Annotated in this window: 22 protein-coding genes; 2 read left to right on the forward strand and 20 right to left on the reverse strand. The window is 43.2% G+C overall.

The features are described 5' to 3' along the window. Positions 1-6: 6 nt before the first annotated feature. From Q9R46_RS11750 to metH, 9 genes are all read right to left on the reverse strand, one after another. A complete protein-coding gene (locus Q9R46_RS11750; RefSeq protein WP_311280175.1) occupies positions 7-786 on the reverse strand; it encodes an ABC transporter ATP-binding protein in 780 nt (259 codons plus the stop codon). After that, on the reverse strand, positions 783-1100 hold the full coding sequence (locus tag Q9R46_RS11755) for a thioredoxin family protein (RefSeq protein ID WP_145331543.1): 318 nt from the start codon (positions 1098-1100) through the stop codon (positions 783-785). Before Q9R46_RS11755 ends, Q9R46_RS11750 begins: the two co-directional genes overlap by 4 nt. Next, a complete protein-coding gene (locus Q9R46_RS11760; RefSeq protein ID WP_311280176.1) occupies positions 1097-1438 on the reverse strand; it encodes a cyclic-phosphate processing receiver domain-containing protein in 342 nt (113 codons plus the stop codon). The genes Q9R46_RS11755 and Q9R46_RS11760 overlap by 4 nt, the downstream gene beginning before the upstream one ends. 18 nt (positions 1439-1456) lie before the next feature. Further along, the gene (locus Q9R46_RS11765) at positions 1457-2305 is read right to left on the reverse strand and encodes a deoxyribonuclease IV (protein ID WP_311281013.1); all 849 of its coding nucleotides are present in this window, start codon (positions 2303-2305) and stop codon (positions 1457-1459) included. Continuing rightward, entirely contained in the window at positions 2295-3116 is an 822-nt protein-coding gene (locus Q9R46_RS11770; RefSeq protein ID WP_311280177.1) for an Fpg/Nei family DNA glycosylase, read from the reverse strand. Before Q9R46_RS11770 ends, Q9R46_RS11765 begins: the two co-directional genes overlap by 11 nt. A gap of 7 nt (positions 3117-3123) precedes the next feature. Continuing rightward, a complete protein-coding gene (locus Q9R46_RS11775; RefSeq protein ID WP_311280178.1) occupies positions 3124-3933 on the reverse strand; it encodes a TIGR01457 family HAD-type hydrolase in 810 nt (269 codons plus the stop codon). 72 nt (positions 3934-4005) lie between these two features. Next, positions 4006-4170 (reverse strand): hypothetical protein, encoded by a 165-nt coding sequence (locus Q9R46_RS11780; protein ID WP_311280179.1) that lies wholly within the window; start codon positions 4168-4170, stop codon positions 4006-4008. Between the two features lie 122 nt (positions 4171-4292). Beyond that, positions 4293-5237 (reverse strand): ribonuclease Z, encoded by a 945-nt coding sequence (rnz, locus tag Q9R46_RS11785; RefSeq protein ID WP_311280180.1) that lies wholly within the window; start codon positions 5235-5237, stop codon positions 4293-4295. Positions 5238-5313: 76 nt separating this feature from the next. Beyond that, positions 5314-8754 carry a methionine synthase gene (metH, locus tag Q9R46_RS11790; RefSeq protein ID WP_311280181.1) on the reverse strand — a complete coding sequence of 1147 codons (3441 nt, stop codon included), beginning with the start codon at positions 8752-8754 and terminating at the stop codon, positions 5314-5316. A gap of 178 nt (positions 8755-8932) precedes the next feature. Here metH and Q9R46_RS11795 point away from each other — a divergent pair, with 178 nt between their 5' ends. Beyond that, positions 8933-9478, forward strand: a complete 546-nt coding sequence (locus tag Q9R46_RS11795) for a cupin domain-containing protein (RefSeq protein ID WP_090916759.1) — start codon at positions 8933-8935, stop codon at positions 9476-9478. 68 nt (positions 9479-9546) lie between these two features. Here Q9R46_RS11795 and Q9R46_RS11800 read toward each other — a convergent pair whose 3' ends face one another. From Q9R46_RS11800 to Q9R46_RS11835, 8 genes are all read right to left on the reverse strand, one after another. Then, positions 9547-10221 carry a GntR family transcriptional regulator gene (locus tag Q9R46_RS11800; RefSeq protein WP_311280182.1) on the reverse strand — a complete coding sequence of 225 codons (675 nt, stop codon included), beginning with the start codon at positions 10219-10221 and terminating at the stop codon, positions 9547-9549. A gap of 105 nt (positions 10222-10326) precedes the next feature. Next, positions 10327-11961 carry an ABC transporter substrate-binding protein gene (locus tag Q9R46_RS11805; RefSeq protein WP_311280183.1) on the reverse strand — a complete coding sequence of 545 codons (1635 nt, stop codon included), beginning with the start codon at positions 11959-11961 and terminating at the stop codon, positions 10327-10329. Between the two features lie 47 nt (positions 11962-12008). After that, positions 12009-12881, reverse strand: a complete 873-nt coding sequence (locus tag Q9R46_RS11810; protein WP_311280184.1) for a carbohydrate ABC transporter permease — start codon at positions 12879-12881, stop codon at positions 12009-12011. A gap of 12 nt (positions 12882-12893) precedes the next feature. Beyond that, complete coding sequence (locus Q9R46_RS11815) at positions 12894-13823, reverse strand: ABC transporter permease (RefSeq protein WP_311281014.1); 930 nt, start codon at positions 13821-13823, stop codon at positions 12894-12896. 645 nt (positions 13824-14468) lie between these two features. Continuing rightward, positions 14469-15260 carry an HAD family hydrolase gene (locus tag Q9R46_RS11820; RefSeq protein ID WP_311280185.1) on the reverse strand — a complete coding sequence of 264 codons (792 nt, stop codon included), beginning with the start codon at positions 15258-15260 and terminating at the stop codon, positions 14469-14471. A 27-nt stretch (positions 15261-15287) separates the two neighbouring features. After that, positions 15288-15800, reverse strand: coding sequence for a hypothetical protein (locus Q9R46_RS11825; protein WP_186331679.1), 513 nt, complete (start codon positions 15798-15800; stop codon positions 15288-15290). 132 nt (positions 15801-15932) lie between these two features. Next, positions 15933-16142: a DUF896 domain-containing protein gene (locus Q9R46_RS11830; RefSeq protein ID WP_145331555.1), complete on the reverse strand. Its 210-nt coding sequence runs from the start codon at positions 16140-16142 to the stop codon at positions 15933-15935. Positions 16143-16237: 95 nt separating this feature from the next. Beyond that, the gene (locus Q9R46_RS11835) at positions 16238-16615 is read right to left on the reverse strand and encodes a LysM peptidoglycan-binding domain-containing protein (RefSeq protein ID WP_145331556.1); all 378 of its coding nucleotides are present in this window, start codon (positions 16613-16615) and stop codon (positions 16238-16240) included. A 292-nt stretch (positions 16616-16907) separates the two neighbouring features. Here Q9R46_RS11835 and lexA point away from each other — a divergent pair, with 292 nt between their 5' ends. Next, entirely contained in the window at positions 16908-17534 is a 627-nt protein-coding gene (gene lexA, locus Q9R46_RS11840) for a transcriptional repressor LexA (protein ID WP_090916776.1), read from the forward strand. Between the two features lie 157 nt (positions 17535-17691). On the opposite strand, the gene Q9R46_RS11845 is transcribed toward lexA, so the two are convergent. From Q9R46_RS11845 to Q9R46_RS11855, 3 genes are all read right to left on the reverse strand, one after another. Further along, complete coding sequence (locus Q9R46_RS11845; RefSeq protein WP_311280186.1) at positions 17692-18996, reverse strand: aldehyde dehydrogenase; 1305 nt, start codon at positions 18994-18996, stop codon at positions 17692-17694. A gap of 280 nt (positions 18997-19276) precedes the next feature. Then, on the reverse strand, positions 19277-19759 hold the full coding sequence (locus tag Q9R46_RS11850) for a hypothetical protein (RefSeq protein ID WP_311280187.1): 483 nt from the start codon (positions 19757-19759) through the stop codon (positions 19277-19279). Positions 19760-19791: 32 nt separating this feature from the next. Beyond that, the gene (locus tag Q9R46_RS11855) at positions 19792-20238 is read right to left on the reverse strand and encodes a hypothetical protein (RefSeq protein WP_311280188.1); all 447 of its coding nucleotides are present in this window, start codon (positions 20236-20238) and stop codon (positions 19792-19794) included. Positions 20239-20242 lie beyond the last annotated feature (4 nt).

A 20242-nucleotide genomic window follows, 5' to 3' on the forward strand; every position in this document is an offset into this window, starting at 1 on the left:
CTTGTGTTACCCTCCAGAACGTACGCGTATCCATGGACGATCCTCATGCCACTGGACTTCCACCGGAATATCATACGTATGCTTAATTGTATCTTCTGTTAAAATCTCGTGTTTTGGCCCCGCCGCAGCAATGCGTCCATCACGGATCAATGCGACATGAGTAAACAGCGGCACGATCTCTTCCACATGATGGGTGACGTACACCACCGTCATATTCCGCTGGCGCAGACGATCAATCTCAATCAGCATCTTTTCACGTTCATACAGATCAAGGCCAGCACAAGGCTCGTCCATAATAAGCAATTTTGGTTCTGCCATTAACGAACGTGCCAACATGACTTTTTTGCGTTCTCCCTGAGATAACGTTCCCAGCGAGTGATTTGCCAATTTTGCGAAACCCATCTCATCCAGCAGTTGCATCGCCTTTGTTTTCACTTCATCTGGAATCGTCTGATAAAAGCGCAAAAAGGCATAGGCTCCTGTAGCGACAACCTCCCACACCGGATCACGTAAGGTCAATTTTTCAATCAGTGTTTGGCTGATATAACCGATCTCTTTGCGTACCTCCCGGACATCACATTGCCCGTACACGTTACCGAGCACTTCAATGCGTCCCGAACTTGGAAACATATATCCATTCATCATTTCCAGCAGTGTAGTTTTACCTGATCCATTACGCCCCAGAATAACCCAATGTTCCCCTGGTTCAATGCGTAAATGAACGTCATCAAGTATCTGATTTTCTTCGCGACGAAGCGAAATGTTCTCCATCACTACAACACTCATTTTAATACCGCCTTCCGAATCTCATTGAGCAGATGCTCAACCGAGTTCATCCGATAGACCATCCTGGGTACATCTTGCTCACCATCAAACAACATTAAAGCCGGTACACTCGAAATCTGGAACTGCTGCACAAGCTCCGGAATATCATGAATATTCATCTCATATAAAACACCTTCTGGCAACATATGCTCAGCAACCTCCAGCATACGACGTGCCGCTGCACACGTTCCGCATAACGGAGTATAGATAAATACAGCTTGAGGCAACCCTTCCCATACACCGCGCATTACCATTTTAGACGTAATCGGCTTCATAACTTCTCAGCCTCCGCAGCCACTCGCAACATGACTTCACCTGTCATCGGACCGTTATGAATTATAACGGATTCAGGTTTGTTGCTATACAACACCTCGTACATCTGGCGTTTTCCATACATACTCGACGTATGTAAATAGATCTCACGCGGATAGAGCCCTTCCCGTACAATCGCCGCAGCTACTTCACCGCCATTCATCGAATCCGGCCCAAGTTCATAGTCCAGTGATAGAATGTCTACTTCACCATCTCGCAATAACAAAAGGCATTCCTCAGCATTGGTAGCCAGAACAAACCCTTTTGGACAAGAACGATAGTCATCCAGAAAAACATGCATCGCCTCGCACCTCCCTACTTATAACCAGGAACGCATAAGCTGTATATCGTCACTGTGCGTTCCGTCTTCTCCTGTTTCCGTCTCCATTACAACAACCGCTTGCATAATATTTGGTGATTGCAGAAGTCTCTGCATCGATTCATAGCCAATCTGTCCATGACCAATTCTCGCATGTCTGTCTTTGTTCAGACCGGATGCATATTTCGAATCATTGAAATGAACAGCCGCCAGGTCATCCCAATATCCCAGCTGCCTTCCTTTTTCCAACAAAACGTTCTCATCTCCAGCCTTCCACATTCCTGAAGCAAAAGCATGACATGTGTCGAAACAAAATGCAATATGTTCAGGGAATCGACTCAGCTTGCGAATCTGGATCATTTCTTCCATCGTTGTCCCCATGGGTCCATGATCTCCAGCCTGATTTTCAAGCAAAATCTTGGATTCGCCTTGCCACCCTTCCAGTGCAGTGTCCAGACAGAGAATCAAATTACGATACCCCTCTAGCGGATCTTTCGTTTGTATATGGCCAAAATGAACAACTGTTCCAACCGAACCACATGCATTAGAAATCTCAAGATCATTGCGAATCGATGAAACCATAGCATGAAACCCCGCCTCTCCACGGGTCCTACCCAGTGCCGGATTCGTAGGATAAGGTGAGTGAGCAATGGATGCCATACCATGTTCTCCACACCAGTCCCTGCACAATGCAGCATCTTTCCGATCAAGACTTTTCAGACTAAGACTGCGCGGATTTTTCGGAAAATACTGAAAAGCCGTCGCTCCCATCTCATATGCTCTCTTAGCCGCCTGTAAAAATCCGCCTTTCGTGCTGACATGTGCGCCTATGCCGGTTTTAGGCCTCATGCTGACATTGCGGACAGAAAAATGCCTTTTTGCCCGTAATTTCAACTCGTTCAATAGTTCCCCCGCAGCGAGGACAAGTTTCACCCTCCCGGTCATAGACCCGGCACTGCTCGTCAAATTTTCCTGTTTTGTTGTCTCCCTGCATTAGCGGCATTTCCATATAACCGCCCTCGTGCGCTGCCTCGCGTAACACCGATTGCATAGAGTGATACAGTCGCTCTGTCAGTTCAGTTGAGTTCGCAATGTTCTGCGTTTTTGAGCTTGGTCTAAGTCCCGCTGCGAAGGCGATTTCATCTGAATAACAATTGCCGATGCCAGCGATAATATGTTGATTTACCAAGGTGGTTTTGAGTGTTCCCCTGCGACCTTTAAGCAACGCAGCAAAACGTTCTTTGTTCATGCGACGATCCAGAGGCTCCGGACCTAAATCAGACATAGCTTCTTCCGTTTCCTTGGAAGACATCAGATGCAGATACCCAAGACGCAAACCGATGAAGAACAGAATATGTTCTCCGAATTGAATCTCTACCTGTGTGGTGCGGTCAGGACGCTCGTCCTCAGTCCCCCAGAACAACATGCCACCCAGCATAAGATGCAACACAAGACGTTTGCCGTTTGCAAGGTGAAAGATCAGATGTTTAGCGCGCCGTTCCACAAATATAATCCGATTGCCTGTTAACTCATCTATGAACACATCAGCAGTCGTATTGATCGTCTTTTCACGGTTCACAACTACCCCTGTAATCGGTAAATCAAGGATATGCTCGGACAATAACGTCCTGTAATTTTCCATTTCCGGTAACTCTGGCATTCTTTATCTACTCCTTCTTGGAAGCCTGGCCTGCCTTTTGGGCTAACCATGCAGTCAGTGTATGCAAATCTTCAAAAATATGATCTGGACGCGCCTTCGCAGCTTGAATATGTCCATCCATATTTTCATGTGTAGTAATACCTGTAAGAACAAGTATCGTTTCACAGCCTGCTGCCACGCCTGCAGCAATATCCGTGCGCATATTATCTCCGATAACAGCCACTTCTTCTGCCTTCAAGTTCAACCGACGGATGGCTGATCTCATAATAATGCTTGAGGGTTTACCGATTACCGTTGGCTGCACGCCAGTAGCCGCCTCAATCGCAGCCCCAATGGTGCCCGCGCCGGGCGTTAATCCATCATCAGCCGGAAGCTGAAGATCAGGGTTAGTCATAACAAACTTAGCTCCCCCATTAATCCAGCGGAGTGCCTTCGTTAATTTTTGATAGGTAAATTCGCGGTCGATTCCTTGGATCACAACATCTGGCTCAGCCTCCGTCAGAATTAAACCCGCTTCTTCAATGGCCTGTAACAGCCCAAGTTCCCCGATACATGCCACCTTCGCGCCGGGAAAATCTGCAGCAACATATTCGGCCGCGGCAACCGCAGAGGTACATACCTCGGAAGCATCCGCTTCTATCCCCATGCCATTCAAATGATCAGCCACACCTTGGGATGTACGGGAAGAATTATTCGTTACAAACAAATAAGGAACTCCCTGCTTTCGCAACGTTCGAATCAGCTCATCGGCTCCATCAATACGATGCCTGCCATGATACAATGTACCATCCAGATCGATCAGATAGGCCTTAATCATACATTGCACTTCCTTTCTCCATTCTGTTAACATTTCATCCCCTTAACAAAATCAGGCGATGCAAACAAACCTTTATACTATGTATTCAAACATGTAGGATGGTTCAGTCTCATAGTAAGGAGCACAGAACAAGTCGAACCGGATCGAACACGGACGTTTTAACTCGCGCGCCTTCTGTACAAGCTTGTCATTTCCTGCGCTTTCCCGGAAAATAATTCGGAGAATTTCCCTACTCATATTGCCCATCCTACACGCTTTCTGAACAGATTGCAAAAGGGACCTCGGGAACGTTTCTCCCTCAGTCCCGTCTCACTCGCCGGTTGTTGATATAGCCTGCGTCATGAATCAAGGCCACCGCTTTATAGCGAAGAATCATGCTTCCCATGAACCACAGAAATCAGTTGGTGCTCGTTCGCAAGTCTTGTGTTCGGAAAGATACTCTTGGCTTCTTCGAGTAGTGGCTGAAGCTGTTCCTCATCTTTATAACGGGAACTGAAGTGAGTCATAATGAGCTGACCCACATTTGCCGCTAGAGCCGCTTCCGCCGCTTGTCTGGACGTACTATGATAGTACTCATGAGCAGTTTCGGCCAGATCATGCATAAACGTCGCTTCATGTACAAGAACATCTGCATCCTGAGCCAGAGGTTTCACGTTTTCGCAAGGACGCGTATCACCCAGAATCGTAATCACCATTCCACGTTTCGGTGCTCCCAAAACATCCTCAGGACGAACCGTATCACCACTATCCAGTGTAATCGTCTCTCCACGCTTTAACCGCCCAAACAATGGGCCTGGTTTCAGACCGTACGTTGCTAGTTTAGCCGGATCAAGACTACCTGGACGATCCTTCTCCGTAATCCGATACCCATAGCTGTCAATACGGTGTTCGAGCAGGGCCGATTCGACGATAAAGCCGTCATCTTCAAACAGTACACCGCCTGTATGCTCCACAATATTCAAATCATAATTCAAACGAGACTGGCTAATCTCCATCGTTGTTGCAATCATACGCTCCGTCCCTGGTGGTCCATACACCGTGAGCGGAGTCGTTCCGCCCTGATATGCCCTGCTTGACAGCAAACCAGGCAGTCCAAACACATGGTCTCCATGCAGATGGGTGATAAATATTTTCTCCAATTTGCTTAATTTAAGCGGAGAACTTAAAATCTGATGCTGTGTCCCTTCCCCGCAGTCAAACAACCACAGCGCTCTGCGCTCATCCAACATGCGTAGTCCGATGGACGTTACATTCCGTTGCAGCGTAGGTACACCAGCATTAGTTCCCAGGAAATATAGTTCCATTCTGGATCGCACCTCTTTCTGTTGCCAGCAAAAAACCTCCGACCATGCGGAGGGCTTGCCTGAACAACTTATCAATTTATGCTTTTTCGACGTTAAAATATTTGGCTTGCGGATGGCTAAATACCATGGCGGACACCGATGCTTCAGGTTCCATCATGAAACCTTCCGTCAACTCTACTCCGATATCTTCAGGCTGCATCAGCTTGAATAACGGACCCTGATCCTCCAGATCCGGACAAGCCGGATATCCAAAGGATACTCGAATCCCCTGATAACGTGCGCCATGACGTTGTTTCATCGTCATATCAGCCGGGTCTGGGAAACCCCAAATATCCCTCATCATGTGATGCACACGTTCTGCCAGCCCTTCCGCCACTTCCAGTGCTACAGATTGCAGCGCATGCGAGCGTAGATAATCCCCTTGATCCTTCCATGCGGTCGAAAGCTCGCGCACACCATGTCCCGCAGTGACAACGAGGAAGCCCACGTAATCCATTTCACCGGATTCAACTGGCTTCAGGAAGTCGGAAAGACACAGGAACGGCTCCACCTTCTGGCGTGGGAACGTAAAGGTATGCAGGATGTTGCTCGTATCTTGCGGATCATAAATGATGACGCTGTTGCCGCTCGACTGCGCCGGGAAGAAACGATACATCGCATGAGCCTGAATGATTCCGTCACGAACCGCTTCTTGCATAATGCCATCAACGACCGCCTTCAAATCCGTTGCCTTAGGATCACCCGCAGCGAGCAATTGCTCTACTGAACCACGAAGTCCCAAATGATGCCCGAGTAGCATCTGCATGTTCACATAAGGCAGGATGTGTGATAACGGGTAATTCCGCAATGTATGACGCTCGAGATCAGGGGGGACAAGCACTGGATGATCAGCTGAAATGGCCGAGCGTTCTACCCGGGTTAACTCGGGTAATGCTTGAACCTCTCCCGCATTTGAAGCATCGGCTTCTTTTTCCGCATCCATCTCAGCTTGCATGGCTACCCGTGTTACTGGATTCATCAGCTTATTGGCCAGATCCAGACCATCCATTGCATCCTTCGCATAGACTACCATGCCGTTATATTCAGGGCGAATCCGGTTTTTGGTAAACTTACGAGTCAATGCCGCCCCACCTACCATGATTGGCACATCAATACCAGCCGTGCGCAGATCCTGAGCGGTAAGGATCATCTGCTGAGCAGACTTAACGAGCAAACCTGAGAGGCCAATAGCGTCCACTTTTTCTTCCCTATATGCCTCAATAATACGCTCTGGTGGTACTTTTATACCCAAATTAATGATCCGGTAACCGTTGTTGGACAAGATGATCTCTACCAAGTTTTTACCGATATCATGTACGTCACCTTTAACGGTGGCGAGAATGATCTTACCTTTAACAGAAGTTTCGTTCTTCTCCATGAACTGCTCCAGATATGCGACTGAAGCCTTCATAACTTCGGCACTCTGAAGCACCTCCGCGACAATTAACTCATTGTTATTAAAGAGACGTCCGACTTCTTCCATGCCCCGCATCAACGGACCGTTGATGACTTCAAGCGCTGAATATTTGTTGAGAGCCTGCTCCAGATCGGGCAACAAACCCTCTTTGCTTCCTTCGACTACATAAGATGCGAGACGTTCTTCTAATGAAAGGTTCGATATTTTTTCTTTTTTCTCTACCTTTTTGTTACGGAAAGCAGCTACGAACGCAGCCAGCGTATCATCATTTGTATTATATAAAAGCTCTTCCGAGAGTCTGCGTTCTTCTTCCGGAATGGATGCGTAACGCTCCAGCTTTTCTGTATTTACGATGGCATAATCCAGACCTGCTTTGGTGCACTCGTACAGGAAAACAGAGTTTAACACCTCACGACCTGCCTCAGGCAGACCAAAGGAAATGTTACTAATACCCAGGATCGTATGGCACTCTGGTAACGCTTCTTTAATGATACGTATACCTTCGATTGTTTCTTTCGCAGATCCGATGTACTGCTCATCCCCCGTACCTACCGGAAAGACCAGTGTATCAAAAATAAGGTCTTCAGGCTTCAAGCCGTATTTATTCACCAGTAAATCATAGGAACGTTTGGCTACTTCAAGCTTGTCCTCGCGGCTGATCGCCTGACCACGCTCGTCAATCGTTCCGACAACTACGGCTCCGCCATATTTATGCAACAAAGGTGTTACGAGCTCAAATTTCTCTTCTCCATCCTCAAGGTTAATGGAGTTAATTATTGCCTTACCTTGAGAATATTGAAGCGCTGTATCAATAACCGCCGCGTCTGTCGTATCAATCATCAGCGGAACCTTAACCTTTTTGACAACAAGTTCAAGGAACTTGATCATATCTTCCGTTTCCTCGCGGTCAGGGTCCTGTACGCAGACGTCAACGATGTGTGCTCCGTTTTTCACTTGAGCCCGGGCAATTTCGGAAGCTTCTTCGTACTTGCCCTCGACAATTAGTCGTTTGAATTTCCGTGAACCAAGCACGTTGGTGCGCTCACCAACCATATAAGGACGATTGTCCTGTTCGACATATACCGGTTCAATTCCTGACAATGCAGGCGGGTGTGTTCCGTTCAATTCCCTTGGGGGGTACTTGGCAAGTGTATCACGCATGGCACGGATATGCGCTGGGGTTGTTCCACAGCATCCTCCTGCAATGTTCAACCAGCCCTGTTCTGCAAAAGCACCAATCTTCTGCGCAAGTGAATCCGGTGATTCATGATAGTTACCATTCTCGTCAGGCAGACCTGCATTCGGATAACAACTCACAGCTACAGAAGCCATGCCAGACAAAGAACGAATATGGTCACGCATAAACTCCGGACCTGTCGCACAGTTTAGTCCCACCGAAATTGGGTTAAGGTGTTCTAGGGATATATAAAAAGATTCAATGTTCTGACCGGCCAGGGTCGTACCCATAGGTTCAATCGTTCCTGAGATCATAAGAGGTAGCTTAATGCCACTTTGATCAAACGCTTGCTGAATGCCAATACTTCCTGCTTTGACATTGAGAGTATCCTGTGAGGTTTCAAGCAGTAGCGCATCAACGCCTCCCTCTATTAAAGCAAGGGCCTGCTCGAAATAACTGTCCACCAGCTCTTGGAATGTCACCCCGCCAGTCACAGACAACGTCTTGGTTGTTGGTCCCATCGCTCCGACCACATATCGTGGTGACTCAGGTGTGGAGAAACGGTCTACCGCAGCTTTCGCGATTCTGGCCGCTTCGAGATTTATTTCGCGTGCACGATCTTGAATATCGTATTCAGCTAGTACAACTGAAGTTGCACCAAATGTATTGGTTTCGATTAAATCGGCACCAGCTTCCAGGTAATCCTCATGAATACGCTGGATCAAATCTGGGCGGGTTAGCACCAACATTTCATTACATCCATCCAGATCTTCGCCGCCGAAATCTTCGCTGGTCAGATCCACTTGTTGAATCATTGTCCCCATTGCGCCGTCGAGGATTAATATTCGTTGTTTTAATGCATCGTGTAGACTAAGCTTATCCAATATCTTCACCCCCGCAAAACGTTAAATCTTAGTTTAACAGAAACTTACTTAATGTGAAAGATCGGTTTTGCTCCCGAAAGGTCGCGGATTTGCAGGAATGAAGCAGAATTGTGAATCGACAAATTTTGAGCAATCCGATATAATATCAATTAATCCAAGTGGAAAAGAGGGAAAGCGCATGGCTGAAATTGTTATCCGAAATACGAACGAACGAATCACTGGAGACGAGAACGTTCGAAATTTCTTGAACAAATATGACGTATTATATGAGAAGTGGGACGCTTCCAAATTAAACACCGAACTGCAGAACAACTTCGGCTTAACGGATGATCAGAAGCAAGAAGTATTAGAAACCTTCGATTATGAGATCAAAGATTTGGCGGCACGCCGTGGTTATCAAATCTGGGATGTCATCACCCTTTCCGAGCAAACACCAGACATCGAAGAGAAACTGGCCAAGTTCGAAGAGATCCATACACATGCGGAAGATGAGATCCGTGCAATTGTTGCGGGTAAAGGTATCTTTGTCATTAAAGCAACTGATGATACAGGTTACTTTAATGTAGAATTGTCTCCGGGTGACGTTATTTCCGTTCCTGAAAACACCCCGCACTTCTTCACCTTAATGGAGAACAAACAGATTATTGCGGTTCGCTTGTTCATTGAAAAAGATGGCTGGATCGCCGATCCGTATCCTGATCCAACGTTTATCAAAAACGCATAACTTTTATTAAAAAGTTAACATGCCTAATTAACCCCCTGCTCATAAGAGTCGGGGGTTAGTGTGATACTCTAGATGAAATAGTGAGGATACTTGTCCTTTAAAATCTCCTGCTCATATACTACAAGCCTGAGATGCGCTTCCATGACCTGTGCCGCTTCCTCCGTCTGGCGCTCTGTAACCAGCCTTAGAATGTCTTTATGCTGAGAGATAATCACTTCGAGATTCGAGTCTTCTGCTAAACGGAGTAACCTTAATCGATTAAATGGCATGTTCAACTGTTGCAACATTTTCCACGTCCGCAGCTTTCCAGTGCCCTGAAACAAAATCTGGTGGAATTCCTCATCCAATTCGAACAGCCGATAGAAGTTCTTTTTCCCAATGCAAACTTCCTGCATAGCAATGTTGGTCTCTAATTTGAACATGTACTCTTCATCAAACGAAGTACATGCTAACATGACAATTTCCTTCTCCATCTTCTCGCGCATAAACCTGCCTTCCTCCACATGGTCCAGGTTAATATGCGAAACAATAGTGCCACTCTGTGGAATGATATCCAGTAGTTCTTCTTCGGCAAGCTTTATAAAAGCTTCTCGTACTGGTGTGCGGCTCACCTGTAATTCATCTGCGATCTCTTTTTCAGAAATTTTAGTACCTGGTTCAAGCTTCAGATGAAGAATTCGTTCTTTGAGCAAATTATAAGAATACGCCCTGGTAGAGCCTCTTGTTTTCTGATTAAATGCCATGCCTTGACCTCTTTCTCTCAGCCATATTCCTTTCATATTAGCACAAACTACCGCTCCACTTAAATAGCTTTAGCGAAACGGTAGCTCGGCTTCCAATCATATAAATTATTGTTTATTTTCCTTATACGTCTTATAAGTGTCGTTCGCCATCTTCACATAATTGGACAAGCCCTGACTCTCCAGCTCCTTTAGGAATGTATCATACTCGGATAACTTTCTTTCACCTATTATAAACTTCAACGTATTCTGGTCTGTGTAGTCTTTAAGCGGCGTGCTCATTAGTGTTACACGTTCACGATCTTCGGAAGAATATGGGATAGGCGGTTCAGCCGGAATCACTTCTTTGATCTCTTTCATATTTTTCTGGAACACAAGTTCTTCTTCGCTAAACATGGATTGAAGCAGGTCCGTTGTACCTCCGTAAGCAAATACGCCGCCAGAGAAGCCAAAGTCAACGCGAAGGTCTTTCGTGCCTTTAGGGTTCAAACCATTGTAATTAATATCATCAGCCAACTTACGTTTGCCGCCTTCTTTGGTATACGTTTCGTTCTCTACGCCCCATTTCGCAAATTCCTGCCCTTCATCACTGTAATACAACCAATCGATAAATTGTAAAATAGCTTTGAAATTGTCACTATCTTTAATCTTCCCGGAAATCATCACACCGTTTTCGAGTCTGGAACCCGACATCAACTGCCCTTTCGGCCCTCCCGGAACTGTGATCTTAGCAATCGAGAATTTTCCTTCACCCAACGTTTTATTCATATCATTTCGATGCAGTACAAGTGTCTGTGAGTTACCGTTAATAATAAATGATTTACCCGAAACGAATTTTTGAGTAGCTTGATCATCGTCTTGCGTGAAGCTTTCCTTATCAAGGAGTCCTTCTGCAACCATTTTGTTAAAAAACGTCAGCAATTCCTTGTACTCTGGCGTCGTTGCCGTGGACACAAATTCATCCTGGTCGGCTTTGTAGGTCAAGCCATTTCCATATCCCCATCCAGCCTTAGTCCCAAAACCCGTAGCTGCAATGCCAAGTGTACTGTTGAATTTAAAACGGTCTGAAAATGGAATGGAGTCCGGATAGATTTCTTTTAATTTTTTTGCTGCGGTATACAGTTCATCCCAGGTTGTAGGAATGGCAATATTATTTTCTTTAAAAATATCTGTTCTTATGATCAGTGTATAATCAGGCCATACTTCCTCATGTAATCCCGGTAAGACATAATACTTGCCGTCCTCCTGACGCAGCCCCTCAAGTTCAGGTTCGAGTTTCCACTTTTCAATTTTGTCCTTGAAGTTTGGCATCAAATCAATGTAATCACTGATCGGCAGAATCGCTCCAGAAGACACAAAAGCAGCCTCCTCACCCGGATAAGTCTTTGGAATAACGAGCGGAGCATCGCCAGAACTGATTAACAGGGATCGCTTCTGTGGATAGTCACTCATCGGCACGATGGTTGGCTCCAACGTAACTCCTGTCATCTCCGATATTTTTTTGAATAACAGCCAGTCTTTTTTATAAGGATACGTCGGATGATCACTATACAAAATAGAAAGATTAAATGGTTCCGTCGCTTTGAAGGTTTCGCCCACATTATAACTATCCATGGCCGATTTTGTACCAACTTCGGCAACATCCGGGCCAGTCCCGGCACCACTGCTACAAGCAGCAAGTACAGCTGACATGGTCATTGCCAGAATCATCTTACCCATCAGTTTACGAGGTTTTCTTTTCAATCCATTCATCCCCTTTTGTTTAGTTTCCAAACCTATGTGTGAGAAGGTTACTGCTTAACGGAACCCAACATGATACCGGTTACAAAATATCGCTGTACAAATGGATAGATGGTTAAAATAGGCAGGATCGTTAACACCATCGTTACCGATTTGATGTTGGCAGCAATCTGCGTGAGATTGTCCGCAGAGGTCGCTCCCGCAGTGGCACCACTCGTTGCTCCGGCAATCATATTACGCAAATAGATCGTGACCGGAAACAGCTCTTTTTTGTCCAAATACAAGAAGGCAGGGAACCAGGAGTTCCAATGTCCAACAGCGTAGAACAGCACCATCGTGGCCATGACCGCTTTACTGAGAGGCAAAATGATACGAAGCAAAATACCGTATGTGTTCAATCCGTCAATGGCCGCTGCTTCCTCTAACTCTTCTGGCATGTTCTCAAAAAAGGATTTCATGATGAGCATGTTATATATGCTGATTGCACCCGGGACAACCAGTGCCCACATGGTGTTATTAAATCCAAGGGAATTGATCAGAACATAGTTAGGAATAAGACCCCCACTGAAAAACATCGTAAACACGGCAAACATGGTCAGAAATTTACGCCCCATCAATCTCTTTTTAGATAATGCATAAGCAAAAATCGTCGTCATAAACATCGAGATTACAGTCCCTACCACTGTGTAAATGATCGTATTTTTATAGTTCAACCAGAACATGTTGTCCTTTGAAATGGTTTTATACGTTTCAACATTGAACCCTCTCGGGAACAAGCTTACCTTACCTGAGTTAATGTACGCTTCACTACTGAAGGATTGCGCAACAACATTCAGGAATGGATATAGTGTAATAAAAACAATAAATAGCAAGAATGTTACATTAAACACCTTAAACACCTTGTATGATCGTGATTCTCGCATAGTGTTCCTCCTTTACCATAAACTTCGTTGTGTCAGTTTGCGTGAGATAGCGTTTACAGTGAATACCAGAGTTAGTCCTATGACCGATTCGAACAAACCAATGGCCGTAGCATAACTGAAGTTGCTGGATTCAAGACCTACACGATACAAATAAGTCGATATTACATCGGAAGTCTCATAAATAAGCGGATTATACAAAAGCAAGATTTTTTCAAAGCCTACAGCCAGGAAGTTCCCCATGTTTAGAATCAGTAACGTAACAATCGTTGGCAAGATGCCTGGAATGGTTACATGGATCGTTTGCTTCCAGCGATTCGCTCCATCGATTCTTGCTGCTTCATACAAAGATTCATCAATCGTAGTTAGCGCTGCCAGATATAAAATAGCTCCCCAACCCATACCCTGCCAGATTTCAGAAGAGATATAGATAGTTCTGAACCACTCTGCACGTTGCATGAATGGAATGTGATCGCCAGTAAAAAATGCAACCAGACCGTTGATCGAACCATTAACTGCCGTTAATTGCAGAATCATACCGGCTACAATAACAATGGATAAAAAGTGAGGCAGATACGACGCTGTTTGCACAAATTTTTTGAATCTTTTGCTCTTCACCTCGTTAAGCATCAGTGCGAAAATAATCGGCACGGGAAATGTAAATAACAACGAAAGCCCGCCAAGCATAAGTGTGTTACTGAAAACTCGCCAGAACGTCGGGTCCTCAATGAACATTTTGAAATATCTTAACCCAACCCAGGTTTCTCCAAAAATACTGCCACCCGGTACAAACCGTCTAAAGGCGATTATATTGCCTAACATCGGGCCATATTTGAAAATAATCAGATAAATGATGGGAAGAACTAGTAGCGAGTACAACTGCCAATCTTTACGAATCAATACGGTAGCTGTTCGCAACTTGCTTTCTTTGCGTGAAGATATCATCGGTATCGTTGCCTTAGATGTTTCTGACTCCATGTGTCCTTCACTCCGATCCATACTTGATTAAAAAAGATGCTTTTGTCGTTGTTTGACAAGGATTTCTCTCTCCACGTGTTGTAGAGGATATCTGTCTATTCGGTTCACCCCCCACTACGAAATCAGAAATGTAAACGATATCAATTCGAAATATATGTATATCCAAGCATATTTAATCATGCGAGACCTGAATGAACCTACATTACTTGAATGTCGTTGAATTGATCAGTTATTATATAAAGCGCTTACAAAACGATGATTAAATCATTCGCCTTTTTCTTCTTTCATGCATAATTCAATTTCGTTCGTTTTGTCATGCATCTGAAAATGTACCTTTAGTTTAATCAGTGAATGGTATCGAAAAATTGTAGATATATAAAACTAGTTATACTAGTATGTTAGTTGTATTCTAAAGCAGCTTTTTTTTAATTTCAATAACTTTTCATTAAAATTTTAAATAATCGCCCCTAACAATGCGTTAAAAACACTCTTAACCGGATTGACTTAAAATAAAAAAACATTGGTTACAATACATGAACAAACGATCATTCATGTCATAACCAATGTTAAATGAACAGCTATTTGCGCGAAGATTTTATGTCATCTATGATTTTAAAAATTTGCGATGAGTCCCTCTAATTCAGACAAATGTTTAATCTCGTGGTTTGGTGAGTAATTTTCATTATTTGTTTTGTTCTCGCGGTTAATCCATACTGCACGAATACCTGAAGACAACGCACCACGAATATCTGTTGTTAACTTATCGCCTACCATCATACTTTCTTCTGGCTGAACACCCAGTCTACTTAGCGCGTGCTCAAAAATAGATGGATCTGGCTTACCTTTACCAAAGCTACCTGAGATAATAATCTCATCAAAGAAAGGAGATAACTCCGGAACACCATCAAGCTTCTCTTGCTGTAAAGCAGGACATCCATTCGTCAAAAGTAACAATTTGTACTTTCCTTGCAAATGACGCAACGTATCCATCGTTTCTTCATATACATGAGGTCTCGATCTACGTTCTGCACCAAACTGTGAGGCCAGGCGCTCCGCAAGCTCCTCTTGATCGACACCCAGCTTTAGTAAACCGCGGCGCCAAGACTCCTTACGATATATTGGAGCCAATTGTTCAAGCTGACGAAATTCCGGTTGTTCTCCTCCCGTAAAGTTCGCCCAAAGTCCTTCAAATGGGTTAATCCCAATCATTTTGGTAAAAGGAAACGTTTCGTAAGATTCATATAGTTCACGTGCTTCGTTACGAACAGCTTCTTCAAGAGCTTCAGCATTAACACCTGTTTCTGCAGCTGCAATTTGACAAGTTTCATGAAAGGCTTCTCGAACACTGCGCTCGTCCCATAATAAAGTATCATCCAGGTCAAACATAATTGCTTTCAACGCCATTCCGATCATCCGTCCTTTACACGTTAATTACTTATCAATTGTTTCTACGGTAATCTGGTGTGCCTTTGCAAATTTCAGCAAGCGCTCCGTAATTGCTTCTGTATCGTAACGATTTAACAACTTGGTGAAAACCCATCTTTTTCCACGGCTGTTGTGTTCAATAACAACAGTGCCCGGCTCAAATCGGAACTTGATAATATCGTCAACCCCGATAGACCTCTCACGATTCCCCTTCGTTGTAATGATTCGGTTACTGCTAATTTTAATGTAAGGACGGCGCAACATAAAAATGACAGCCAAAAATACATAAAGAAGCATTGTAACCCAATCCCAGGTTGTCATCGGTGCTTTCACTAAAAAAGTACTCATGAACAGATACAAAAACGCCAAACCAATTAAAAAGATGGGGAACAAAAGGCTTCTGCCTTTATAAATATCCTCACCTGGATTTCCTGTGATTGGTTGACCGCTTTTTTTACGTTGCTGATTCAATTGCTTCGAATTTTTCCGAACCGTTCTCTCGAACGAACGCCGCGACATGTGAATCCCCCTTATGTGTCTTGTATCGGCTTACATAATTACTTTGCAAACCGATGTTCCCCCTTATAGTAAGCATCCCCAGCTAACATGAAGAAACCTAAATATCATAAAGATATGTTTAGGTTTCATAAATTAATGTTTGAGTTTGCCTTGGTGGCCTTGGCCTTTGTCGTCGTCAACAATCTCAATTGAATCGAGTTGCTGTCTGAAGTTGTTACGAATGTTACCCAAATAAATCTCTCTCAACTTGGCACGTTCAGCAAGTTCTTCCTCTGAGAGTCCAGCGGATTTCTGCTTGCGAGCTAATTCGTTAATACGTGCTACCAGACTATCTATATCCAAGCTTGTCCCCTCCAAAAATACAAAGTCATATTAACTTTGACATGAGAAAGGCGGCTTGTCAAGTTGGTACGCGATAACCCGCAGTGATCAGCATCTTATTTAACAAACTGAGGTAATATTAGAACTTGTCCTGTCTGGATTGTTGCTGATTCAAGCTGATTCACTTTTTTAATTGCTTCTATATATACACGTGTATCCATCGACGTTGGTTTATGTTCCAAAGAAATACTCCACAATGTTTCTCCTTGTGATACAGCAATCTTACCGCCAGGTAGTAGATCATTCTCGTTACCAGCAAAGACAGTTAGCACTGTACTACATCCAATAAAGATAATTAATGAAGCAATTGCCAGTTTAATCAATCCCTTAGTGAACTTAAGACGTGTCACGAACGTTCTGAATTGCCCTATATTAGACTTTACTGCTTCTGAATTTACAGGTTCGTAAATGCTCTGATACGTAGAATATCTCATTTCCCCGCCTCCAAACGTTTGTTCCTATCTCTTGAAATCAATATAACACGAACATTTGTTTTGTTCAAGACTTTTTTAGAACAATTGTTCGCCCTTTTTCCGACATTAAAACATCTTTTTTCATATTGAAAATTTTCTTAAAGAACAATTAAACTCTCTTTTCCAAAAAACTAATGAGTCTGAATCGAAAATAATATAGAAATAGTATGATTTCTTTAGAACTTATGTTTGTACGAACGGAGGTTCTATGTTATAATTTTCCCAAACGTTACTAAAATGGGGTTGATACGGTATGTCGAAGATATCCAGCAGGCAACAGGCTATCCTGGAGTTTATACGAAATGAAGTCCGTTTGAAGGGGTATCCTCCTTCCGTAAGAGAGATTGGCGAAGCCGTTGGACTGGCTTCCAGTTCCACAGTGCATGGACACTTGGATCGTTTGGAGAAGAAAGGGTTAATTAGACGTGACCCAACCAAACCAAGAGCGATTGAATTGTTAAGCCAGGAAGAGTCTGAGCATTCTCATCAGTTCGCCCACAGCGTTGCACGAATTCCGGTCGTGGGTAAAGTAACAGCTGGTGTGCCGATTACGGCAACTGAAAATATTGAAGACTATTTCCCTCTTCCTACACATTATGTAGGGGAACAGAAAGTATTTATGCTTTCCGTTGTTGGAGACAGTATGATTGAAGCGGGTATTGTTAATGGAGACTATGTAATCGTTCGTCAGCAACAAACTGCTGATAATGGGGACATTGTCGTTGCCATGACTGAGGACGATGAAGCAACAGTGAAGACTTTTTATAAGGAAAAGGATCACATTCGCCTTCAACCGGAAAATGCAACATTGGAACCATTGCGGTTGAAACACGTTAGTATTCTAGGCAAGGTCATTGGTCTTTTCCGCGATATTCATTAATGCATATTAGTTTATTAAATTGCTAATACGTTCTACCTGATAGAATACGAAAGAGGTTGCCCTGATTAACAGGACAACCTCTTTCTTTTGGTTTAATAATTGGGGCATATCATTTACTAACCAACTACTCTAATAATTGAATGCGCTGAACAAGAGATTATTTAGTGCGTTTAAGAATGCTTTTATGATGTGAAAATACTTCAAAGCTTTGTTGTCCATGGTAAGAACCCATGCCACTCTCTCCCACACCCCCAAATGGCAAATAATGCGAGGTCATGTGAGATAGAGTGTCATTAATACAGCCTCCACCAAAAGAAACCTGATTCAATACCTGCTCCTGTAAAGCTTCATTTTCAGTAAATAAATACAAAGCAAGTGGTTTAGGCCGACGAACAATTTCATTGAGCATTGGATTCAGATCACGATACGTAAATACGGGCAGAATAGGTCCAAAGATCTCTTCCTGCATTACCGGTGAATCCCAATCGATATCGCCAAGAACAGTCGGTTCAATCATAAGCTGATCCCGATTCGAACGCCCTCCCATTAAAGTTTTGCCATTCGTAAGGAAAGCGGTCAAACGATCAAAGTTACGTGTGTTAACGATATGAGGAAAATCCTTATTTTGCATCACATCATCCCCGAATTTATCGCGAACCTCGGCTTTGATTTCCTCGATGAGTTGATCATGTACCTGTTCATCTACTACTAAATAGTCCGGTGCAACACAGGTTTGACCTGCATTCAGAAATTTACCGCGCACAAGACGTTGTGCTGCCAGTTTCAGATCAGCATCCTGATGCACAATGGCTGGACTTTTACCGCCTAACTCTAACGTCACTGGAGTTAAGTGCTCTGCTGCAGCTTTCATGACAATACGACCAACCCCTGTGCTGCCTGTAAAGAAAATATAATCGAACTTCTCATTAAGCAGTGCTGTACTCGTTTCAACTTCTCCTTCCATAACAGCAATGTACTCCTCAGGGTATATGTCCTGGATAAGATCGTTAATTAAACGAGACGTCGCTGGTGTAAGCTCAGAAGGTTTGATCACAGCACAGTTCCCTGCAGCAATTGCACCGATTAGCGGCCCAAACGCCAGTTGGAACGGATAATTCCAAGGCGCGATAATCAGAGCAACTCCATAAGGCTCAGGGTAAATCGTACTAGCCGCGTCTGGCATTGCAGAGCTCGTTGGAACGTTACGAGGTGTAGCCCACTCACGCAGATGTTCCAGCGTGTAATCCAATTCACCCAATACAATGCGAATCTCCGAGCCATATCCTTCAGCCTCTGATTTATTAAGATCAGCACGAAGCGCATCCAGAATACGTTGCTGGTACTTCTCGATTCCTTCTCTCAAGTTTTGCAAAGCCTGAATCCGATACTCCACTTGTTTAGTCTGTCCTGTATTAAAAAACGTACGTTGTGTACTCACAAGTTGTTTCGCTTGTTGTTCCAAAAATATCATCTCCAATTAATTTCTAAAAATTATATTGTTCAAAATCAAATTAATTATATCTTTTATATATGAAACTATCAACATACATTTGAAACAAAATACATGTTTGAGCAAGTTAATGAGAGGCTCTGTGATGTTCTATCATACCCCTTTAGCGTGTTTATGTATAACATCTAATGTGAATTTTTCATACAATGAAATTAACAGTATATGACCTCATTGAGTAGTGAATATTGTTTAATCGAACTTTCTTCATCTCCTCCTTTGATTTGTAATTCATTTACCCACAAAAAGAAAAAAAACTCACGCCAAGTGGCATAGGTATTTGAGAATTAGTACAATGTGATATATATGATGGAATTGTGTCTAACTGTTTTAATTCATCCAGCCTTTTGACAAAAGGTTCAATACAATAGGCAAGCAGAAGCTCATAATTGTGTTTCTGGTCATCCTCTAGTGATAATTTGAAGTTTCTATACTGCACACAGCCAATCTTTCGGCGTGTTGGTAACGTTCTCCAATCTGTTGATGGATCCTTTAGTAACTCATCTGCATATAGATCAAAATTTGCCCTTTTCAAGCCCATAATATATTTGAAATTCTGAATACCAGTCCCTAATCTAATACATTGACGACGTAACTCGAATGTGGTACCGCATTCATTATAAATATAATACCCTATTAAGATAAATTTTTTGAGATTCTTCATCTTAATAGGGTACATTATATTTTGAAAACTAGCTTTTAAATCTGTAGATCGCATTGATCGTAATTATCCAAAGGATCACCGCTGAATTAATCTAACGCCTCGACACCTTCGAGGTGTGTTAACTCATACAATATTTGTTCAAAGTTTCTCTCGTTAAGATTCACAATATATAGTTCATAAAAATCAACATTCTCAAAAATTCTAAAACCGTATTTTATTTGTGATGTAATTTGGTCAAAAACAATACCATTAATAGTACATCTCTCATTTTTAACTATCATCTCAATCTCACTGAAATCTTTGACAATAAAACAATCTGCATTTCCCGTTTCAGTTCTTAATTCCTTAAAAGGGAGCAAGCATGTTTGGAGTGAAATATCGTAATTTCTACCTAATTTTTGAGAAATCTCGTATGAGTTACAGTAAAATACAAAACCAATATTGGTATCCTTTTGATAAAATACGTTGATGATCTCCAACGTTTGTTTAAGCGAATTCTTATTTATTTCAAATGAAAAACTGTGAAGGTTCATGAAT

Origin of the sequence: Paenibacillus sp. RRE4, from assembly GCF_031844205.1 — a bacterium.
Taxonomy (GTDB): domain Bacteria; phylum Bacillota; class Bacilli; order Paenibacillales; family Paenibacillaceae; genus Paenibacillus; species Paenibacillus xylanexedens_B.

Coding starts and splice junctions, on each gene's coding strand:
- Q9R46_RS11750 (WP_311280175.1), bottom strand. CDS start 786: ATGAGTGTTGTAGTGATGGAGAACATTTCGCTTCGTCGCGAAGAAAAT.
- Q9R46_RS11755 (WP_145331543.1), bottom strand. CDS start 1,100: ATGAAGCCGATTACGTCTAAAATGGTAATGCGCGGTGTATGGGAAGGG.
- Q9R46_RS11760 (WP_311280176.1), bottom strand. CDS start 1,438: ATGCATGTTTTTCTGGATGACTATCGTTCTTGTCCAAAAGGGTTTGTT.
- Q9R46_RS11765 (WP_311281013.1), bottom strand. CDS start 2,305: ATGAGGCCTAAAACCGGCATAGGCGCACATGTCAGCACGAAAGGCGGA.
- Q9R46_RS11770 (WP_311280177.1), bottom strand. CDS start 3,116: ATGCCAGAGTTACCGGAAATGGAAAATTACAGGACGTTATTGTCCGAG.
- Q9R46_RS11775 (WP_311280178.1), bottom strand. CDS start 3,933: ATGATTAAGGCCTATCTGATCGATCTGGATGGTACATTGTATCATGGC.
- Q9R46_RS11780 (WP_311280179.1), bottom strand. CDS start 4,170: ATGAGTAGGGAAATTCTCCGAATTATTTTCCGGGAAAGCGCAGGAAAT.
- rnz (WP_311280180.1), bottom strand. CDS start 5,237: ATGGAACTATATTTCCTGGGAACTAATGCTGGTGTACCTACGCTGCAA.
- Q9R46_RS11795 (WP_090916759.1), top strand. CDS start 8,933: ATGGCTGAAATTGTTATCCGAAATACGAACGAACGAATCACTGGAGAC.
- Q9R46_RS11800 (WP_311280182.1), bottom strand. CDS start 10,221: ATGGCATTTAATCAGAAAACAAGAGGCTCTACCAGGGCGTATTCTTAT.
- Q9R46_RS11810 (WP_311280184.1), bottom strand. CDS start 12,881: ATGCGAGAATCACGATCATACAAGGTGTTTAAGGTGTTTAATGTAACA.
- Q9R46_RS11815 (WP_311281014.1), bottom strand. CDS start 13,823: ATGATATCTTCACGCAAAGAAAGCAAGTTGCGAACAGCTACCGTATTG.
- Q9R46_RS11820 (WP_311280185.1), bottom strand. CDS start 15,260: ATGGCGTTGAAAGCAATTATGTTTGACCTGGATGATACTTTATTATGG.
- Q9R46_RS11825 (WP_186331679.1), bottom strand. CDS start 15,800: ATGTCGCGGCGTTCGTTCGAGAGAACGGTTCGGAAAAATTCGAAGCAA.
- Q9R46_RS11835 (WP_145331556.1), bottom strand. CDS start 16,615: ATGAGATATTCTACGTATCAGAGCATTTACGAACCTGTAAATTCAGAA.
- lexA (WP_090916776.1), top strand. CDS start 16,908: ATGTCGAAGATATCCAGCAGGCAACAGGCTATCCTGGAGTTTATACGA.
- Q9R46_RS11850 (WP_311280187.1), bottom strand. CDS start 19,759: ATGCGATCTACAGATTTAAAAGCTAGTTTTCAAAATATAATGTACCCT.
- Q9R46_RS11855 (WP_311280188.1), bottom strand. CDS start 20,238: ATGAACCTTCACAGTTTTTCATTTGAAATAAATAAGAATTCGCTTAAA.